Here is a 15,800-nt window from a genome sequence, read left to right as displayed (position 1 = left end):
GGCGCGGGGAACTGCGCGAAAGGCCCCCACCGGCGGGTGGCCGGGGACGAGGCGGCAGGGGGTTCGTCCCGGTGGCCGGGAAGGGGCGCGGGGAACTGCGCGACAGGCCCCCACCGGCGGGTGGCCGGGGACGAGGCGGCAGGTGGTTCGTCCCGGTGGCCGGGAAGGGGCGCGGGGAACTGCGCGACAGGCCCCCACCGGCGGGTGGTCGGGATCGAGGCGGCAGGTGGTTCGTCCCGGTGGCCGGGAAGGGGCGCGGGGAACTGCGCGACAGGCCCCCACCGGCGGGTGGTCGGGATCGAGACGGCAGGTGGTTCGTCCCGGTGGCCGGGAAGGGGCGCGGGGAACTGCGCGACAGGCCCCCACCGGCGGGTGGCCGGGGACGAGACCGCAAGGGGCTCGGACCGCAAGGGGCTCGGACCGCAAGGGCTCGGACCGTCGGCCCGCCGCAGGCGCGTCGCGGCCGGTCGCGCAGTTCCCCGCCCCCTGCCGGGGCGAGGCAGGAGTCCGGGGCACCCCGTGCCCCGCCCCTCGGCCGGGGGGCCGCTTTAGGTCGGCATCGCGCCCGCTTTAGCGGGCCTTGCTGTGCTGAGCCCCCAGATTCACGGTGCCCAGGGCCGCCCGCGGCCCCCGCAGGCCGCCGTTCTTCCCCTCTGCGACCGAAAGCGACCGTAGGCGACAACGGAGCATTGATGCGCGTACTGTTCATTCCGGCGGCCGCTGCTGGTCACTATTTCCCGATGGTGCCCCTGGCCTGGGCACTGCGCACGGCAGGCCACGACGTCTGCGTCGCGGGGCAGCCCCCGGTCACCGAGCTCGTCGTGCGATCCGGTCTCACCACCGCCGTCGTGGGCGGCTCGTACCACCTCATGGCGGCGATCGCGGACGCCGACCGGGAGATCAAGCGGCGGTTCGGCAGGAACCCCGCGTCCTTCGCGGAACTGGGCCGTATGGACCCGGACATCCGCAGGCAGCACGGCGCGCTGCGCATCGCCCCGCACGTCAGGGCCGCGGAGGCCATGGCGGACGAACTCCTCGCCGTCGTACGCGGCTGGCGGCCCGACGTCATCGTCAGCGACCCGATCACCATGGCCGCGCCACTGGTCTCCGAGGCCGCCGGGGTGCCGCTGGTCCACCACATGTGGGGGCCGCAGGAGCCCTCGCTGGCGAACTTCGCCGGCTACGGAGGCCCCGTCGAACGGTGGCCGGCCGGCCTGAAGACCCTGTACGAGCGGTTCGGCGCCGAGGTGCGCGCCGACTACAGCCCGTTCAGCATCTCCCCCTGCCCGCCCAGCCTCCAGACCGCGAGCGTGCCCGCCCGGCACACCGTACGGTACGTGCCCTACAACGGCTCGGGTGTGCTGCCCGAGTGGCTCGGCAGCCCGGCGGAACGGCCCCGGGTGTGCGTGTCCTGGTCCACCTCCGAGGCCCTCGACCGGGCCGGCGGTGAGCATCCGGTGTCCGCCATCGCCGGGGCGCTGTCCGCGCTCGACGTGGAGCTGGTCGTCGCCGTCACCGCCGCCGACCGGGACGCCGTGGGCACGCTGCCCGCCGGCACCCGGATCATGACGGACCTGCCCCTCGGCGCCGTGCTGCCGACCTGCGCGGTCTCCGTCAACACCGGCGGCGCCGGCAGCATCCTCACCGCCGCCTCGCTCGGCGTGCCGCAGGTGATCGCCCCGCAGGGACCCGGGCACTCGTTCAACGCCGAGCGGATCGCCGCCGTCGGCGCCGGCATCGGGCTGGCCGCCCACCCCACCGAGATCACCGGGTCGGGACCGCTCGCCGAACTGACCGCGGCCGTCTCGGCGTTGCTCACCGAGGACAGCTGGCGCAAGGCCGCCCACGGCCTGCGCCAGGAGAACCTGGCGCAGCCGCCCCTCAGCACGGCCGTCCGCCTCGTCGAAGACCTCGTATGACCCACACACCCCGGCTTCAGCCGAAACCGCTGAGCTGGACACCACGACGGAACGGGAAGGTCACAGTGCGCGGAGCGGCACCGTATTCGACGACTGGCGACGCGGAGGCGGCGTGAACACGACGTCACCCTTCGCCACCTCTGCCGGCCACCGTGCCGACCCGGCGGCCACCGTCGCGTTCGACGCCTGGTGGACCGAGCGCCAGAAGGCCAACCGGTTCGAGGTGACGCGCGTTCCGTTCGCGGCGCTGGACGACTGGCGCTTCGACCCGGCGACCGGAAACCTCGGGCACGCCAGCGGGCGTTTCTTCACCATCGAGGGCCTGCACGCGGTGGCCGACGGAGCGGACGGCCGCGCCGCATGGCACCAGCCGATCATCCACCAGCCGGAGATCGGCATCCTGGGCATTCTCGCCAAGCGGTTCGACGGCGAATTGCGCTTCCTGATGCAGGCCAAGATGGAGCCCGGCAACATCAACACCCTCCAGCTCTCGCCGACCATCCAGGCCACCCGCAGCAACTACACCCGGGTGCACCGCGGCGGCACCACCCGGTACCTGGAGTTCTTCCGCGGCCCCGGGCGCGGCCGGGTCCTGGTGGATGTGCTCCAGTCCGAGCAGGGCTCCTGGTTCTGGCACAAGCACAACCGCAACATCGTCGTGGAGGCCACCGGGGACGTCCCCGAGCACGAGGACTTCCACTGGGTGAGCCTGACCCAGCTCAGGGGACTGCTGCGCGTCGACAACCTCGTCAACATGGACGCCCGTACGGTGCTGTCCTGCATGCCGCTCGTGCCCTCCGAGGGGTCCGGCGGGGCGGCCGTACACGGCCAGGCGGGCGGCGGGGCCGCACCCGGCACCGGTGACCCCTTCACGGCCGCGCTGCTGCGCTCCTACCACACCGGGGACACCGGCACCGAGCTGCTGAGCTGGTTCACCGAGACGAAGACCCGCGGCGAGTGGCGCACCCGGCTCGTCCCGCTGGCCGCCGTGGACGGCTGGGCCACCACCGGCGACGAGATCGCGAGCACTGACGGCAGCGGCACGTTCCGGATCATCGGCGCCCGGGTGCGGGCCGCCAACCGCGAGGTCACCAGCTGGACGCAGCCGCTGCTCGAACCCCTCGGGCAGGGCCGCGCGGCCTTCCTCGCCCGGCCCGTGGACGGGGTGCTGCACCTGCTGGTGAAGGCCCAGCCCGAGCCGGGCCTGCTGGACACCGTGGAGCTGGCGCCCACCGTGCAACTGCCGGCCGCGACCGCCGGAGGACGCCCGGTGCCCTTCCTCGCCGACGTCATCGAGGCCGACCCGGACCGCATCCGGTTCGACACCGTGCTCTCCGAGGAGGGCGGGCGCTTCCAGCACGCCGAGACGCGCTACCAGATCGTGGAGGTCCCCGAGGACTTCCCCCACGAGCTCCCGGACGACTTCCGCTGGATGACGGTACGTCAGCTCATGGGTCTGCTGCGGCACGGCCACTACCTGAACGTCGAGGCACGCAGCCTGCTCGCCTGCGTCCACAGCCTCTGGTGACGGAGAGAGGGCGGCACATGGCACCCCACGAGACCGGCGCGTCCGAGGAGACCGGCGCGTCCGACGAGACCGGCGCCCCCCAGGAGACCGGCGCCCCTCACGGAAGCAGCGCATCCCACGAGACCGGCGCTCCCCAGGGGAGCACCGCTGTCCACGGAAGCACCACCCCCCAGGGGAGCACCGCCCCCCACGGACGCACCGCCCGCCACGGACGCCCCGCCCCCCTGCGGATCGGCGTGCTCGGCTGCGCCGACATCGCCTGGCGGCACACCCTGCCCGCCATGGGCCGGGTGCCGGAGGTCGAGCTGGCCGCGATCGCCAGCCGCGACCCCGCCAAGGCGGCGCGCTTCACCGGGCGCTTCGGGGGCGACGCCGTGCACGGCTACGACGCGCTGGTGGACCGCGCCGACATCGACGCCGTGTACATCGCCCTGCCCACCGGGCTGCACCACGCCTGGGCGCTGCGCGCCCTCCGGGCCGGCAAGCACGTCCTCGTGGAGAAGCCGCTCACCACCGGCCTCGCCGAGGCCGAGGAACTGGTGGCCGCCGCCACCGGGCACGGCCGCCGGCTGATGGACGGCTTCATGTTCCTGCACCACTCCCAGCACGCCGCCGTCCAGCGGCTCGTCGACGACGGCGCGATCGGCGAGCCCCGGCTGTTCTCCAGCGCGTTCGGCATCCCGCCCCGCGACCCCGGCGACGTCCGCTACCGCGCCGAACTGGGCGGTGGGGCGCTGCTGGACGTCGGCGTCTACACCCTGCGGGCCGCGCAGCTCTTCCTCGGGCCCGAGCTGACCGTGGCCGGCTCCGTGCTGCGCCGGGACGCCGAGCGCGGCGTCGACCTCGGCGGCAACGCCCTGCTGCTGTCCGCCGACGGCGTCCCCGCCGAGCTGTCCTTCAGCTTCCAGTCGGCGTACCGCTCCATGTACGCGATCTGGGGCAGCGAGGGCCGCATCAGCCTCCAGCGCGCGTACACACCGCCCGTCGACCTGCGGCCGACCGTGCGGCTCACCCGGCAGAGCGGCGTCGAGGAGATCAGGCTGCCCGCGGACGACCAGTTCGCGAACCTCGTGCGCGCCTTCGCACGCGCGGCCCGGGACGAGGCCGGCTCCGCCACCTACGCGCAGACGCTGCTGCGTCACATGGCCCTGGTCGACGAGGTCAGGAGCCGAGCGCGGTGGGCCGGGACGCCCGGGACCCTCCTTCGACCACAGCCCAAAGGAAACCAACGATGAAGGTTCTGTTCGTCCCGTGGGGCCTGGCCACCCACTACTTCCACATGGTGCCGCTGATCTGGGCCTGCCGCGCCGCCGGGCACGAGGTGCTGGTGGCCTGCCAGCCGGACGCGGCGGAGGCCGTGCGCACCTCCGGCACGGTCCATGTGACCGTCGCCGAGGGCCATGACTTCAACGCCGAGTTCGTCGCCCTCGCCGAGCGGCTGCGCGGCGCCCACCAGCACCTGGACGGCCGCGAACTGAAGGTCAGTAAGACGCCCGAGCTGTCCCCGGAGGCCCGCGCGAGCCTGCGCAAGATCCGCTTCGTGCCGTTCGTCAACGCCGCCGCGGCCATGGCGGACGACTTGGTCCGGGTCGCCGAGGACTGGCGGCCCGACCTGGTCGTGGCCGACCCGATGGTGCTGGCGGCGCCGCTCGCCGCCCAGGCCGCCGGCGCCCCGCTGGTGCACTTCCTGTGGGGGCCCGCGCTGCTGACGGAGATCGGCTTCCCCGGCTGCGGCACCCCCGTGACCACCTGGAACGAGGACCTGCGCGGCCTCTACGAGCGGTTCGGCGTCGAGCCACGGGAGAACTACGCCGTCGGCACCGTCGACACCTGCTCCGCCGACCTCCAGATCCCCGCCGTCACCCACCGCATCCCGATGCGCTACGTCCCCTACAACGGGCCCGGCCGGGTACCCGGCTGGCTCTCCGAGCCGCCCAAGCTGCCCCGCGTCTGCGTCACCTGGGGCACCACCACCACGGAGATGTCCGGCTCGGACAACTTCGTCATCCCGAAGATCCTCGAAGGCCTCCAGGGGCTCGACCTGGAAGTGGTGCTCGCCGTCGGCCGCGCCGAGCGCGAACGCCTCACCGGACTTCCCGAGCGGGTCCGCGTCGTGGAGGGCCTGCCGCTCAACCTGCTGCTGCCGACCTGCGACGCCCTGATCCACCAGGGCGGCTCGGGAACCATGCTCACCGCCGCCTCGCTCGGCGTCCCGCAGGTGATCGTCGTCACCATGCCCTACCAGCAGCTCAACGCCCGGCAGCTCGCCGACGTCGGCTGCGGCATCACGGTGAACGCCAAGGAGGCTGTCCCCGAGCGGATCGCCTCGGCCGTCTCCACCGTGCTGAACGACGACGCCATCCGCGCCTCGTCGCGCCGCCTGCGCCAGGAGATCCTCGCCCAGCCCACGCCCGCCGACACCGTCGGCGCCCTCGAGAAACTGATCTGAGAGGTCACCGTGAAGGCTCTCGTGTTGGCGGGCGGGGCGGGCACGCGACTGCGCCCGCTCAGCCACAGCACTCCCAAACAACTCGTGCCGGTCGCCGGCAGACCCGTCCTCTTCCACGCCCTGAAGGAGCTCGCCGCCCTCGGTGTCCGCGAAGCCGGTGTCGTCATCGGCGAGGGCAGGCCCGGCGAGCAGATCCGGGCGGCCGTCGGGGACGGCTCCCGGTTCGGCCTCGCGGTCACCTACCTGCCCCAGGACGCACCCCGCGGCCTCGCGCACTGCGTCATCATCGCCCGGGAGTTCCTGGCCGGCGACGACTTCGTGATGTACCTGGGCGACAACGTCTTCGAGGGCGGGCTCGCGGAGCCGCTCGCCGCGTTCCGGGCCGGCGCGCCCGCCGCCCAGCTCGTCGTCACCAGGGTCGCCGACCCCACCGCGTACGGCATCGCGGAACTCGACGCCGACGGCCGCGTCACCGCCCTGACCGAGAAGCCCGCCGAGCCGCGCAGCGACCTCGCGGTGACCGGCGCCTACTTCTTCACGCCCCGGATCCACGACGCGGTGCGCGCCATCGAGCCCAGCGCACGCGGCGAGCTGGAGATCACCGACGCCATCCAGTGGCTGGTCACCCGCGGCGACGAGGTCCGGGCGGGCAGGTTCTTTGGCTACTGGGCCGACACCGGCACCCTCGCGTCCGTCCTCACCTGCAACCAGGTCCTGCTGGGCGCCATCGCCGGCGCCGTCACGGGGCGCGTGGACACGGCCAGCAGGCTCACCGGCGCCGTGATAGTCGAGGAGGGCGCCGAGGTGATCAGGTCGGTGATCAGCGGACCCGTGATCATCGGCGCGGGCAGCCTCATCGAGGACAGCCACGTCGGCCCCCACACCTCCATCGGCACCGGTTGCCGGCTGCGGCACGCCGGGGTCGAGAACTCCATCCTGCTGGACCAGGCGTCGGTGCACGGCGTGCGGACCATTCAGGGCTCCATCATCGGAAAGGCCGGTGACGTCCGCCGGCAGGAAGACGGTTCGGCGATGCACAGACTGCTCGTCGGCGACGACTCGAGAATCGATGTACCGGCATGAAGGTATTCGTCACCGGCGGCGCCGGTTTCATTGGCTCGCACTTCGTCCGCTGTGTGCTCGAAGGGCGCTATCCGGCGCTCGTGGGCGCCCACGTCACCGTCGTGGACAAACTGACGTACGCGGGGAACCTGGCCAACATCCCCATGGAGCACCCGCGGCTCTCCTTCGTGCACGGCGACATCTGCGACGGCCGGCTGATGAACGACATCGTCCCGGGCCACGACGTCGTGGTGCACTTCGCGGCCGAGTCGCACGTCGACAGGTCGCTGATGAACGCCCAGCAGTTCGTCATGACCAACGTGGTGGGCACCTCCACCCTGCTGGAGGCCTGCCGGCTGGCGAAGGTCCAGCGCATCGTGCACGTCTCCACCGACGAGGTGTACGGCTCCATCAGCGAGGGATCCTGGACGGAGGACTGCCCGCTCCGGCCCAACTCCCCGTACTCCTCCTCCAAGGCGTCCTCCGACCTGATAGCCCGCGCCTACTGGCGCACCCACGGCCTGCCCCTGTCGATCACCCGCTGCTCCAACAACTACGGGCCGTACCAGTTCGCCGAGAAGCTCATTCCGCTCTTCGTCACCAACCTCCTCGACGGCCGTGACGTGCCGCTGTACGGGGACGGCCACAACGTCCGCGAATGGCTCCACGTCGACGACCACTGCCGGGCCGTCTACCTGGTCCTGAACGACGGGCGGACCGGTGACGTCTACAACATCGGCGGCGGTGTCGAACTCAGCAACCGCGACCTGACCGGGCGGCTGCTCGACCTCTGCGGCGCCGACTTCTCCCGGGTACGCCGCGTGCCGGACCGGAAAGCACACGACGAGCGGTACTCCGTCGACACCACGAAGATCCGCACCGAACTGGGATTCGTGCCCCGCGTCCCCTTCGAGGAGGGCCTGGCCGACGTCGTGGCCTGGTACCGCGACCATCGCGCGTGGTGGGAGCCGCTCCGCATCCGCGCGGAACTGACCGGGAGCCGGTGAACCGGCCTCCCCCGAGGACAAAACACAAAGGACTCGATCAGTGGCAGCAGTGCAGGCCGCATCCGCATCCGCACCCGGCGCCCAGCCGACCACGCGGACCGGACTACCGCCCGCGGTGATGAAATTGGTGGGCGTCATCCTGCTGGGCACCATCCTGGTGCAACTGGACGCCACGATGACCAATATCGCCCTGAACACGCTCAAACAGACGTTTGACATCGAGCTGTCCACGCTTCAGTGGTTCGGCACCGGCTACATGCTCGCCATGGCCTCCGTCATCCCGGCCACCGGCTGGTCGCTGATGCGGTTCGGCGCCCGCAACGTCTGGATGTTCTGCATCGCCCTCTTCATGGTGGGCTCCGCGCTGTGCGGCGCGGCGTGGACCGCGCAGACGCTCATCGTGTTCCGGGTGGTGCAGGGCCTGGCCGGCGGCATGGTGCTGCCGCTCGGCACCGCCGTGCTGGCACAGGCGGCGGGCCGGGAGAACCTCGGCCGGGTGATGAGCCTCATCGGCATCCCGTCCGCCATCGGCCCGGTGCTCGGCCCGGTGCTCGGCGGTCTCATCATCGACGGACCCGGCTGGCGCTGGATCTTCTACGTCAACGTGCCGATCTGCCTGCTCGCGCTGTTCGCCGCCCGTGGCATGCCCCACCAGAAGGCGCCCGTCAAGACCAAGCTCGACCTGGTCGGCATGCTGCTGCTCTCGCCGGCCTGCGGCGTGATCGTCTACAGCTTCTCCGAGGCCGGCAGCAAGGGCAGCTTCACCAAGGAGCGCCCCCTCGTCACGCTGGCCATCGGCCTCGTCCTGCTCGCGGCCTTCACCCTGCACGCGCTGAGAAAGAAGAAGGGGCAGCCGATCATCGACCTGCGGCTGCTGAGGCACCGCAGCTTCACCACGTCCTCGCTGGTGCTCTTCCTCGCCAGCATCGCCCTCTTCGGCGCGATGGCCGTGCTGCCCATGTACTACCAGCAGGTCCGCGGCTACACCCCGCTGAAGGCCGGCCTGCTGCTGGTGCCGCTGGGCGCCGGCATGGGCCTGTCGCTGCGGTTCACGCCCAAGCTGATCCGCACGTTCCTGCCCCGCTCCCTCATGCAGGCCGGCCTGCTGCTCACCGCCGTGGGCATCGCCGTCTTCACCCAGCTCAGCACCGGCACCGACCAGATCCTGCTGAGCGCCGCGCTGGTGGTCAACGGCATCGGGATCGGCGCCGTCATCGTGCCCGCCATGACGGCGGCCCTGCGCGACATCCCGCCCGTGTCGATCCCCGGCGCGACCGCGGAGAACCGCGTCTTCATGCAGATCGGGAGCTCCTTCGGCGCCGCCGTGCTGCTCGTCGTGCTCCAGGCCCGGCTGATCAGCACCGCCAAGGCCCACCGCGGCAAGGTCACCCTGGACGACCTCGCCGGCGCGTTCTCGCACAGCTTCGTCTGGGTGATGGGCTTCGCCGCGGCCGCCATGCTCGCCAGTTTCCTCATGCCGGGCCGCAAACGCGGCCGGCACGCCCGGCCGCGCAGGTGGTCCTGATGACGGCCGCGGGCGCACCGGGCGGCGGCCCCGGCGCCGGGGCCGTCGGGGGATCCGGTTCTGGCGGGCTCCAGCCCGGTCCCGGGGGGCCCCGGGTGGTCGCCGTCGTCGGTGCGACCGGCTGCCTCGGCAGGGCGGTGTGCGCCGCGTTCGCCGCGCGGGGCGAGCAGGTCCTCGGCATCGCCCGGCACCCCGCGCCCGGCCTCGACGCCCACGCGTTCACCGCCCTCGACCTCGTCACCGCGGACCCCGGCACCGTCACCGACCTGCTGGCCGCGCACCGCGTGGCCGTGGTCGTGAACGCCGCCGGCGGCTGGGTGCGCTCCGAGGCCGACATGGCCGACGCCCACGTCCACCTCGTGCGGCGCCTGCTGACGGCCACCGCCGCCCTCCCCGCCCGGCCCCGGATCGTCCAGATCGGCTCCGTCCACGAGTACGGCGAGACGGCACCCGGCACCTCCGTCCACGAGACCGCCGAGCCCGCGCCCACCAGCGCCTACGGCCGCACCAAGCTGGCCGGCGCGCGGGCCCTGCTGGACGCGACCCGCGCGGGCGCCGCCGACGGCGTGGTGCTGCGGGTCGTCAACGTCTGCGGGCCCCGCACCACCCCCGCCAGCTTCCTCGGCGCGGTCGCCGCCCGGCTGCGCGCCGCGGCGCCCGGCGAGCCGGTGGAGCTGGACGTCGCCGACGCCCGCCGGGACTTCGTCGACGTCCGCGATGTCGCCGACGCGGTGGTCAGGGCCGCGGAGCGGCCGGTCACGGGCCGCGTCGTGAACATCGGCAGCGGCACGGCGGTCGGCATGGCCGAGCTGGTCCGACTGCTCGTCGCCGCGGCCGGGCTGCCGCCCGGTGCGGTACGGCTCCGCGGCGGGCCCGTGCCCAGCCACGGGGGTGGCGGCGGCTGGACCCGCGCGGACATCGGCCTCGCCGCGGAACTCCTGGGCTGGCGCCCGCGGACAGCGCTCCGCGACTCCCTGCGCGACATGTGGACGGCCACTGCCCTGTAGGGCCTGCCCCGGCCTGCCCAGGGCCGCGGGGAACTGCGCGAGCAGCCACCCACCGGGCCGGGGCCCGGAGACGACCGCGCCCGGCCCCATGTGAGGTGTGCGCACGAAAAGGGCCGCGGGGAACTGCGCGAGCAACCATCCACCCGCCGGTGGTCGGAAGACGGCAGAGGCTGCCCGGTCGGGGCGGTGACGATCCGACGGTTCCGTCGTGGCTCGTCGCGCAGTTCCCCGCGCCCCCGGGTGGGCCGGGGCCGAGCCCGCCGTGGGCGGACCGGACGGGGACGCGGGGGCTTTGCCTCCGCCTTGTCCCCGCTTCAGGGGACGCTGGTGGACTGGGACCGCGGTGCGGGCACCGCGCAGTCGAGGAGGCCGGAGACCGGGATGCAGGTACGTACGCTCGCCGTGGACGGCGCATACGCGTTCAGCCCGAAGGTGTTCCGCGACGACCGGGGCCTGGTGGTCTCGCAGTTCCAGGAGGACGCGCTCGTCGGCACGACAGGCCGGCCGCTGTTCCCCGTCGCGCACGCCAGCCACAGCGCCTCGCGCCGCGGCACGGTGCGCGGCATCCACTACACCGCGACCCCGCCCGGCACCGCCAAGTACGTCTACTGCCCGCGCGGCAGGACGCTCGACGTGGTCGTCGACATCCGCGTCGGCTCGCCCACCTTCGGCCGCTGGGACAGCGAGGTGCTCGACCCGGAGGACTTCCACGCCGTCTACCTGCCCGTCGGGGTGGGCCACGCCGCGATCGCGCTGGAGGACCACACGATCATGCACTACATGTGGTCGGGCCCCTACGTCGCCGAGCAGGAGATGGCGCTCGCCGCCCTCGACCCCGCACTCGGCCTGCCCATCCCCGACGGCATCGAGCCCATCCTCTCCCCACGCGACAGCGTGGCCCCCACCCTCGCCGAGGCCGAGGCCAAGGGCCTGCTGCCGCGCTACGACGAGTGCCGAAAGCTGGACGAGGCCCTGGCCACGGGCCTCACCACCCGATAGGGCCGGTCCGACGATTCGCGCCGGAACGACCCGCGTCGTCCGGTGCCGTGCACCGCAAGGCGGAGAGAGCCGCCTCGCGTCTGGGTGGCGCCCGCGGCGAGTGTGGTGTACGTCCTTCTGGACGCCGTGACCCACAATCAACAGGCCCGTGACCAGGCGCAGGATGAGTAGACCCGGGTTCGTGTGGACTCCGGTTCCGCAGCGGGTGGGGCGTGGCGCAGGCGGCGGCGTTCTCGTCGATCACGGTGTGCGCGGGGGCCACCCCCTGCCCGTTCGGCCGCGAAGGGGAGTCGGGCGGCGGAGCGGTGCGCCGGCGCAGGCACCACCGCCGGGTCCGGTGCCGTTCCTTGTGGTGGGTGCGAGGGCTCGGCGAAGCGTGAACGTCCTCGCGGGTTCGTTCAGCCGCGCTCCCGGTAGGTCGCCAGGGCCAGGCCGACGAGCAGGGTGCTCGCCAGCAGGGCCCAGGCGGTCATGTGGTGCTGGACCAGGACGGTGCCCGCGGCGGCTCCGACGAGTAGGCCGCGACCGCGAGCAGGCGGCGCCTGAGCCGCGGGTTGTCCCCGTGCCCGAGCGAGGAGTCGGAGCCCAGGCCGGTGATGGTCAGGGTGAGCAGTCGCCCGCCAGGGTCGATGCCGTTGCGTCAGTTCCCGGAGCCGGCCTGGTGAGACGGTCTCGGAGGCGGTGCCGGGCAGCACCGTCGAGTGGCGGTACGTTCCGGCCTCCCAGGGGGAGGCGGGGACGAGGCAGGCGGGGTGCTGATCAGCCGCCCGGCGAAGGGCGCCGGGGCCCGCGGCCCCGGCGCCCCGCCTGCGTCGGCTACCGCACCGTCAGCCGTACGCTGCCCGAGACGCCGCCGCTGGTCACCGAGACCGTGACGGTGCCCGGGTGGCGGGCGGTGAGCCGGCCGGTGGTGCGGTCGACCGTGGCCACCCGGTTGTCGCTGGAGGACCAGACGTGGGAGGCCGGGTCGGCGATCGGCATGGTGAGGTCCGGCAGGTTGTCGCCGCCGGTCTGGGTGCCCGTCGCCGTCAGTGTCAGCTTCTCGCCGGCGGCCGGTGTGGTCGTCGGCGCCGTGACCTCGATCGACGCGAGCGCCGGCTCCACCGAGAACTGGATCCGGCCGTCCGAGGAGGTGTGCACCAGGCCGAAGTGGTAGAAGCCGCCCTCGTTCGAGGGCGCGTAGGCCGGCATGCCGAGGTCGGCGAACGTGAGCTGCGGAATGCCGCCCTCGGCGGTGCTGACGCTCCGGCCCTCGGGGTCGAGGATCTGCTCGGAGAATCCCCGCGCATGGCCGTACAGCATGATCACGTGCTGCTGCGGGTGCGTCTGCTGGTACCGCTGCACCAGACGCAGGTACATCCGCGCCTCCCAGCGGTCGGTGAACTGGCTGTTCTTCGCCGCGTGCGGGTCATAGGCCGGCATGTGCGTGGTGACCAGCACGTCCTCGGCGGTGGTGGCGGTCAGCTGCTGCACCAGCCACGCGTACTGCGCGGCCTCGGGCTGCTGGAACGGGTCGGAGGACTGCAGGCTGCCGTGCGAGTTGTCCGTGACGATCACCCGGGCCGGGCCCTCGGTGTAGGCGTAGTGGGTGTCGCCGAACGTCTGCCCGTAGTTGCCGTTCTCGGCGTCGGCGCCCTGCGTGATCTCGTGGTTGCCCACGATGTCCCGGGCGGGGATGCCCAGCGCGTCCATCTTCGACTTGGCGAACTGCAGGTCGGGCAGCTTCCCGTCGTCGGACATGTCACCCAGGAACTGGGCCACGTCCGGCCGGGCCTGGGGGCTCAGGGACGGCAGCCGCTTCGCGATCGAGTCCATGACGTGGCTGCTCACCGAGCCCGGGTCGGACGCCAGCAGATGTGCGTCGTCGCCGGTCAGGAAGGTGCTGCCGGTCTTCGTGAACGCGGCGGAGTCCTCCTCGAACGTCAGCCATGACGGGTTCTCCGGGATCGCCCGGTACGCCGGCGCGGCGGGTGGCCGGGGCGAGTAGAGCGCCTGGAGCCCGGCCACGTTCAGGGCACCGCTGCTCGTCACGCTCGGGTTGATCGCGAGGAAGTCGACGAAGGAGATCGTCAGCGGGAACTGCAGGCCCGCGGGCAGCTGCGCCACGGCGAGCTGCCAGCCGTGCCAGGTGACATAGGTCGGGTACAGGGTGGTCTTCACGCCGTCCACGCCGATGTACGCCTCGGCCAGCTCGATGCCGGAGCCGTCGCCCTTGATCCACACCCCGATGCCGGTGGGGTTCTGCCCGTCGTCGCTCGTCGTCGTCTTCAGCGTCTTGGCGGACGACAGGACGAGCTGCTTGACGCCGGAGCCGGCGGGCATCGTGTAGTCCAGCTTCAGCGACCCGGACTCGGTGGAGCCGGGCGGCACATCGCCGGGCGCGGCGCTCAGGGTGGCGGGCTTCCCGGTGGTGTTGTTGCTGATGCGCCAGACGTCGGTGCTCGTCATCGGGTCGATGGTCTTGCTGACGCTGCCGACCGCGATGGACGCCGTGGCGGTCGCCCCGCCGGCCGACGCGGTGACCTTGGCCAGTCCGCTCGCGGTGCGGTCGGCCGTGAAGAGCCCCTGGGCGTCGACGGTGCCGAGCGAGGCCGGTTCGACCGTCCAGTGCACGGCCTCGGCGGGGATCCGGACGGCCCCGCCGTGCCCCGCGGTGCCCGAGACGGTGAGCTGCTGGGTGGCGCCGTTCGCGAGGTCGGGGGCGTCGGGGGAGACGGTGAGGGTGTCGAGCCGGTCGACCACGGTCAGCTTCTGGGAGGTCTTCGCCCCGCCGTCGTCCGCGACGATCCGCCCGCTGCCGGCCCGGTGCGCGGTCAGCTTCCCGTCAAAGACGGTGGCGAGCGAGGCGGGCTGGACCCGGACGTGCACGGCACCCGCGGCCGGGTTCCCCGCGGAGTCGGTGGCGTAGGCCGGGAGCGGCACGGTGCCGCCCGGGACCGTCGTGAGGTCCTCGCCGCCGTTCACGACGACCTTCGTCGCGGGCCCCGGCCGGTCGGCGGTCGAGTAGAAGAAGATGCCGTTGGCGACCGGGCGCTCGGTGTTGCCGGGCAGGTCGGACGGCGTGTTGGCCACGGTGGCCTGGTGCGCGCCGGGGACCCGGGTCGCCATCGTGGTGGAGCCGCCGCCGTCGAACAGCAGGGCGGTCCAGGCGCCGTGCGCGGCCATGTAGCCGGCGGCCTGCTCGGGGGTGACGCCGAAGGCCGTGCCGGTGCCGCCGTGCCCGTCGATGGTCACGACGATGGCGTGCCTGCCGTCCTTGGTGAGGCCGACGGCGGTCTCGGGGTTGGCGCCGCTGGGCGGGGTGCCCGTCGGGTCCTTGTAGACCTTGCCGTCCTTCACCAGCGTCGTCACCCCGCTGACCAGCTGCTTCAGGTCGTTGTCGGGGGAGATCCGGGTGGTCAGGGTGACCTCGTCGCCGGGGTGCAGGGTGTCGGCGAGCCACTGCCCGCCCGTCCCGCCGCCCAGCAGGCCGACCTGTCCTGCCGTCAGCCTGTCCACCGACGTCACACCGGTCCGTACGGTGTCGACGGTGAAGGAGCCGCCCGGCGTGCCGTGCCCGAGGACGAGGGTGCCCGCGCTCAGCCCCGGCGTGTCGCCCAGGTCGGGGGTGACCTCGGTGATGCCGTTCGACGCGATGTCGTCCACCGTGTTGACGGAGGTGAGCGGGTGCGAGGCGGAACCGTCCGTGATGGTGCCGCTGAAGGTCTCGGGGCCCATCACCATGCTGCCGTCCCGCCGGATGCCGAGCTGGGAGGCGAATCCGGTCTTCGGCGTCTTCAGCAGCCGCCCGTCGGAGATCACACCGCCCAGTGGGCGTCCGCTGGCGTGGATGTCGAAGTAGTCGCCGTTCACACCGGCGACGGCGCCCGTCCGGTTGGCCATCGACGACACCGTCTCGTCGGCGGGGTTCGTCAGGGTGTCCCCGGCCTCCACCACGCCGACCCGCAGGTTGGGGTCGGTGAGGTCGGCCGTCAGCACCTGGGTGTGCTGACGGCCGCCGACGGTGTCGTACGTCTCCGCATAGTGCTGCAGGCCGTGGGTCACCGTGTCGGTGGGGGTCCTGCTGAAGTCCACCACCTGCGGCCAGTTCTCCGGCGTCGGCGGCAGCCACGCGCCACCGGCGGCCCGGCCCGCCCGCTCTCCGCCGGCCGGCTGGTCCGCCGAGGCCGCGCCGGCGGTCACCGCCCCGCCGGCCACCAGTACGGCCAGCGCCGCCGCCACGGCCGTGTGGCGCGCGGTGGCCCGTATGCGTCTTCTGCGTCTTCCGCGAAGGTTCATCGTCATCGTTCCTCGGATCACTTGCC

10 protein-coding genes are annotated in these 15,800 nt (G+C 72.9%); 9 read left to right on the top strand and 1 reads right to left on the bottom strand.

Annotated elements, in window-relative coordinates; genetic code table 11:
* Positions 1-692: 692 nt before the first annotated feature.
* From ACSMXW_RS10310 to ACSMXW_RS10270, 9 genes are all read left to right on the top strand, one after another.
* The gene (locus ACSMXW_RS10310; protein ID WP_485805450.1) at positions 693-1,919 is read left to right on the top strand and encodes a nucleotide disphospho-sugar-binding domain-containing protein; all 1,227 of its coding nucleotides are present in this window, start codon (positions 693-695) and stop codon (positions 1,917-1,919) included.
* Positions 1,920-2,031: 112 nt separating this feature from the next.
* The gene (locus ACSMXW_RS10305) at positions 2,032-3,447 is read left to right on the top strand and encodes an NDP-hexose 2,3-dehydratase family protein (protein ID WP_485805448.1); all 1,416 of its coding nucleotides are present in this window, start codon (positions 2,032-2,034) and stop codon (positions 3,445-3,447) included.
* 17 nt (positions 3,448-3,464) lie between these two features.
* On the top strand, positions 3,465-4,682 hold the full coding sequence (locus ACSMXW_RS10300; RefSeq protein WP_485805446.1) for a Gfo/Idh/MocA family protein: 1,218 nt from the start codon (positions 3,465-3,467) through the stop codon (positions 4,680-4,682).
* Positions 4,679-5,896, top strand: a complete 1,218-nt coding sequence (locus tag ACSMXW_RS10295) for a nucleotide disphospho-sugar-binding domain-containing protein (protein WP_485805444.1) — start codon at positions 4,679-4,681, stop codon at positions 5,894-5,896. The genes ACSMXW_RS10300 and ACSMXW_RS10295 overlap by 4 nt, the downstream gene beginning before the upstream one ends.
* Positions 5,897-5,905: 9 nt before the next feature.
* Entirely contained in the window at positions 5,906-6,979 is a 1,074-nt protein-coding gene (locus ACSMXW_RS10290; RefSeq protein ID WP_485805442.1) for a glucose-1-phosphate thymidylyltransferase, read from the top strand.
* Positions 6,976-7,965 (top strand): dTDP-glucose 4,6-dehydratase, encoded by a 990-nt coding sequence (rfbB, locus tag ACSMXW_RS10285; protein WP_485805440.1) that lies wholly within the window; start codon positions 6,976-6,978, stop codon positions 7,963-7,965. The genes ACSMXW_RS10290 and rfbB overlap by 4 nt, the downstream gene beginning before the upstream one ends.
* A 40-nt stretch (positions 7,966-8,005) precedes the next feature.
* Complete coding sequence (locus ACSMXW_RS10280) at positions 8,006-9,490, top strand: MDR family MFS transporter (RefSeq protein ID WP_485805438.1); 1,485 nt, start codon at positions 8,006-8,008, stop codon at positions 9,488-9,490.
* Complete coding sequence (locus ACSMXW_RS10275; protein WP_485805436.1) at positions 9,490-10,497, top strand: NAD-dependent epimerase/dehydratase family protein; 1,008 nt, start codon at positions 9,490-9,492, stop codon at positions 10,495-10,497. Before ACSMXW_RS10280 ends, ACSMXW_RS10275 begins: the two co-directional genes overlap by 1 nt.
* Before the next feature lie 381 nt (positions 10,498-10,878).
* A complete protein-coding gene (locus ACSMXW_RS10270; protein WP_485805434.1) occupies positions 10,879-11,496 on the top strand; it encodes a dTDP-4-dehydrorhamnose 3,5-epimerase family protein in 618 nt (205 codons plus the stop codon).
* Positions 11,497-12,312: 816 nt separating this feature from the next.
* Here ACSMXW_RS10270 and ACSMXW_RS10265 read toward each other — a convergent pair.
* Positions 12,313-15,774: a phosphodiester glycosidase family protein gene (locus tag ACSMXW_RS10265; protein ID WP_485805432.1), complete on the bottom strand. Its 3,462-nt coding sequence runs from the start codon at positions 15,772-15,774 to the stop codon at positions 12,313-12,315.
* Between the last annotated feature and the right edge of the window lie 26 nt (positions 15,775-15,800).

It is taken from the genome of Streptomyces sp. DSM 116793 (assembly GCF_057320905.1).
This window is presented reverse-complemented; position numbering and strand designations above follow the sequence as displayed.

Bases quoted from the DNA above. Each gene is read 5' to 3' on its own strand.
- ACSMXW_RS10310 (WP_485805450.1), top strand. From the start codon at position 693: ATGCGCGTACTGTTCATTCCGGCGGCCGCTGCTGGTCACTATTTCCCG.
- ACSMXW_RS10300 (WP_485805446.1), top strand. From the start codon at position 3,465: ATGGCACCCCACGAGACCGGCGCGTCCGAGGAGACCGGCGCGTCCGAC.
- ACSMXW_RS10295 (WP_485805444.1), top strand. From the start codon at position 4,679: ATGAAGGTTCTGTTCGTCCCGTGGGGCCTGGCCACCCACTACTTCCAC.
- rfbB (WP_485805440.1), top strand. From the start codon at position 6,976: ATGAAGGTATTCGTCACCGGCGGCGCCGGTTTCATTGGCTCGCACTTC.
- ACSMXW_RS10275 (WP_485805436.1), top strand. From the start codon at position 9,490: ATGACGGCCGCGGGCGCACCGGGCGGCGGCCCCGGCGCCGGGGCCGTC.
- ACSMXW_RS10270 (WP_485805434.1), top strand. From the start codon at position 10,879: ATGCAGGTACGTACGCTCGCCGTGGACGGCGCATACGCGTTCAGCCCG.
- ACSMXW_RS10265 (WP_485805432.1), bottom strand. From the start codon at position 15,774: ATGAACCTTCGCGGAAGACGCAGAAGACGCATACGGGCCACCGCGCGC.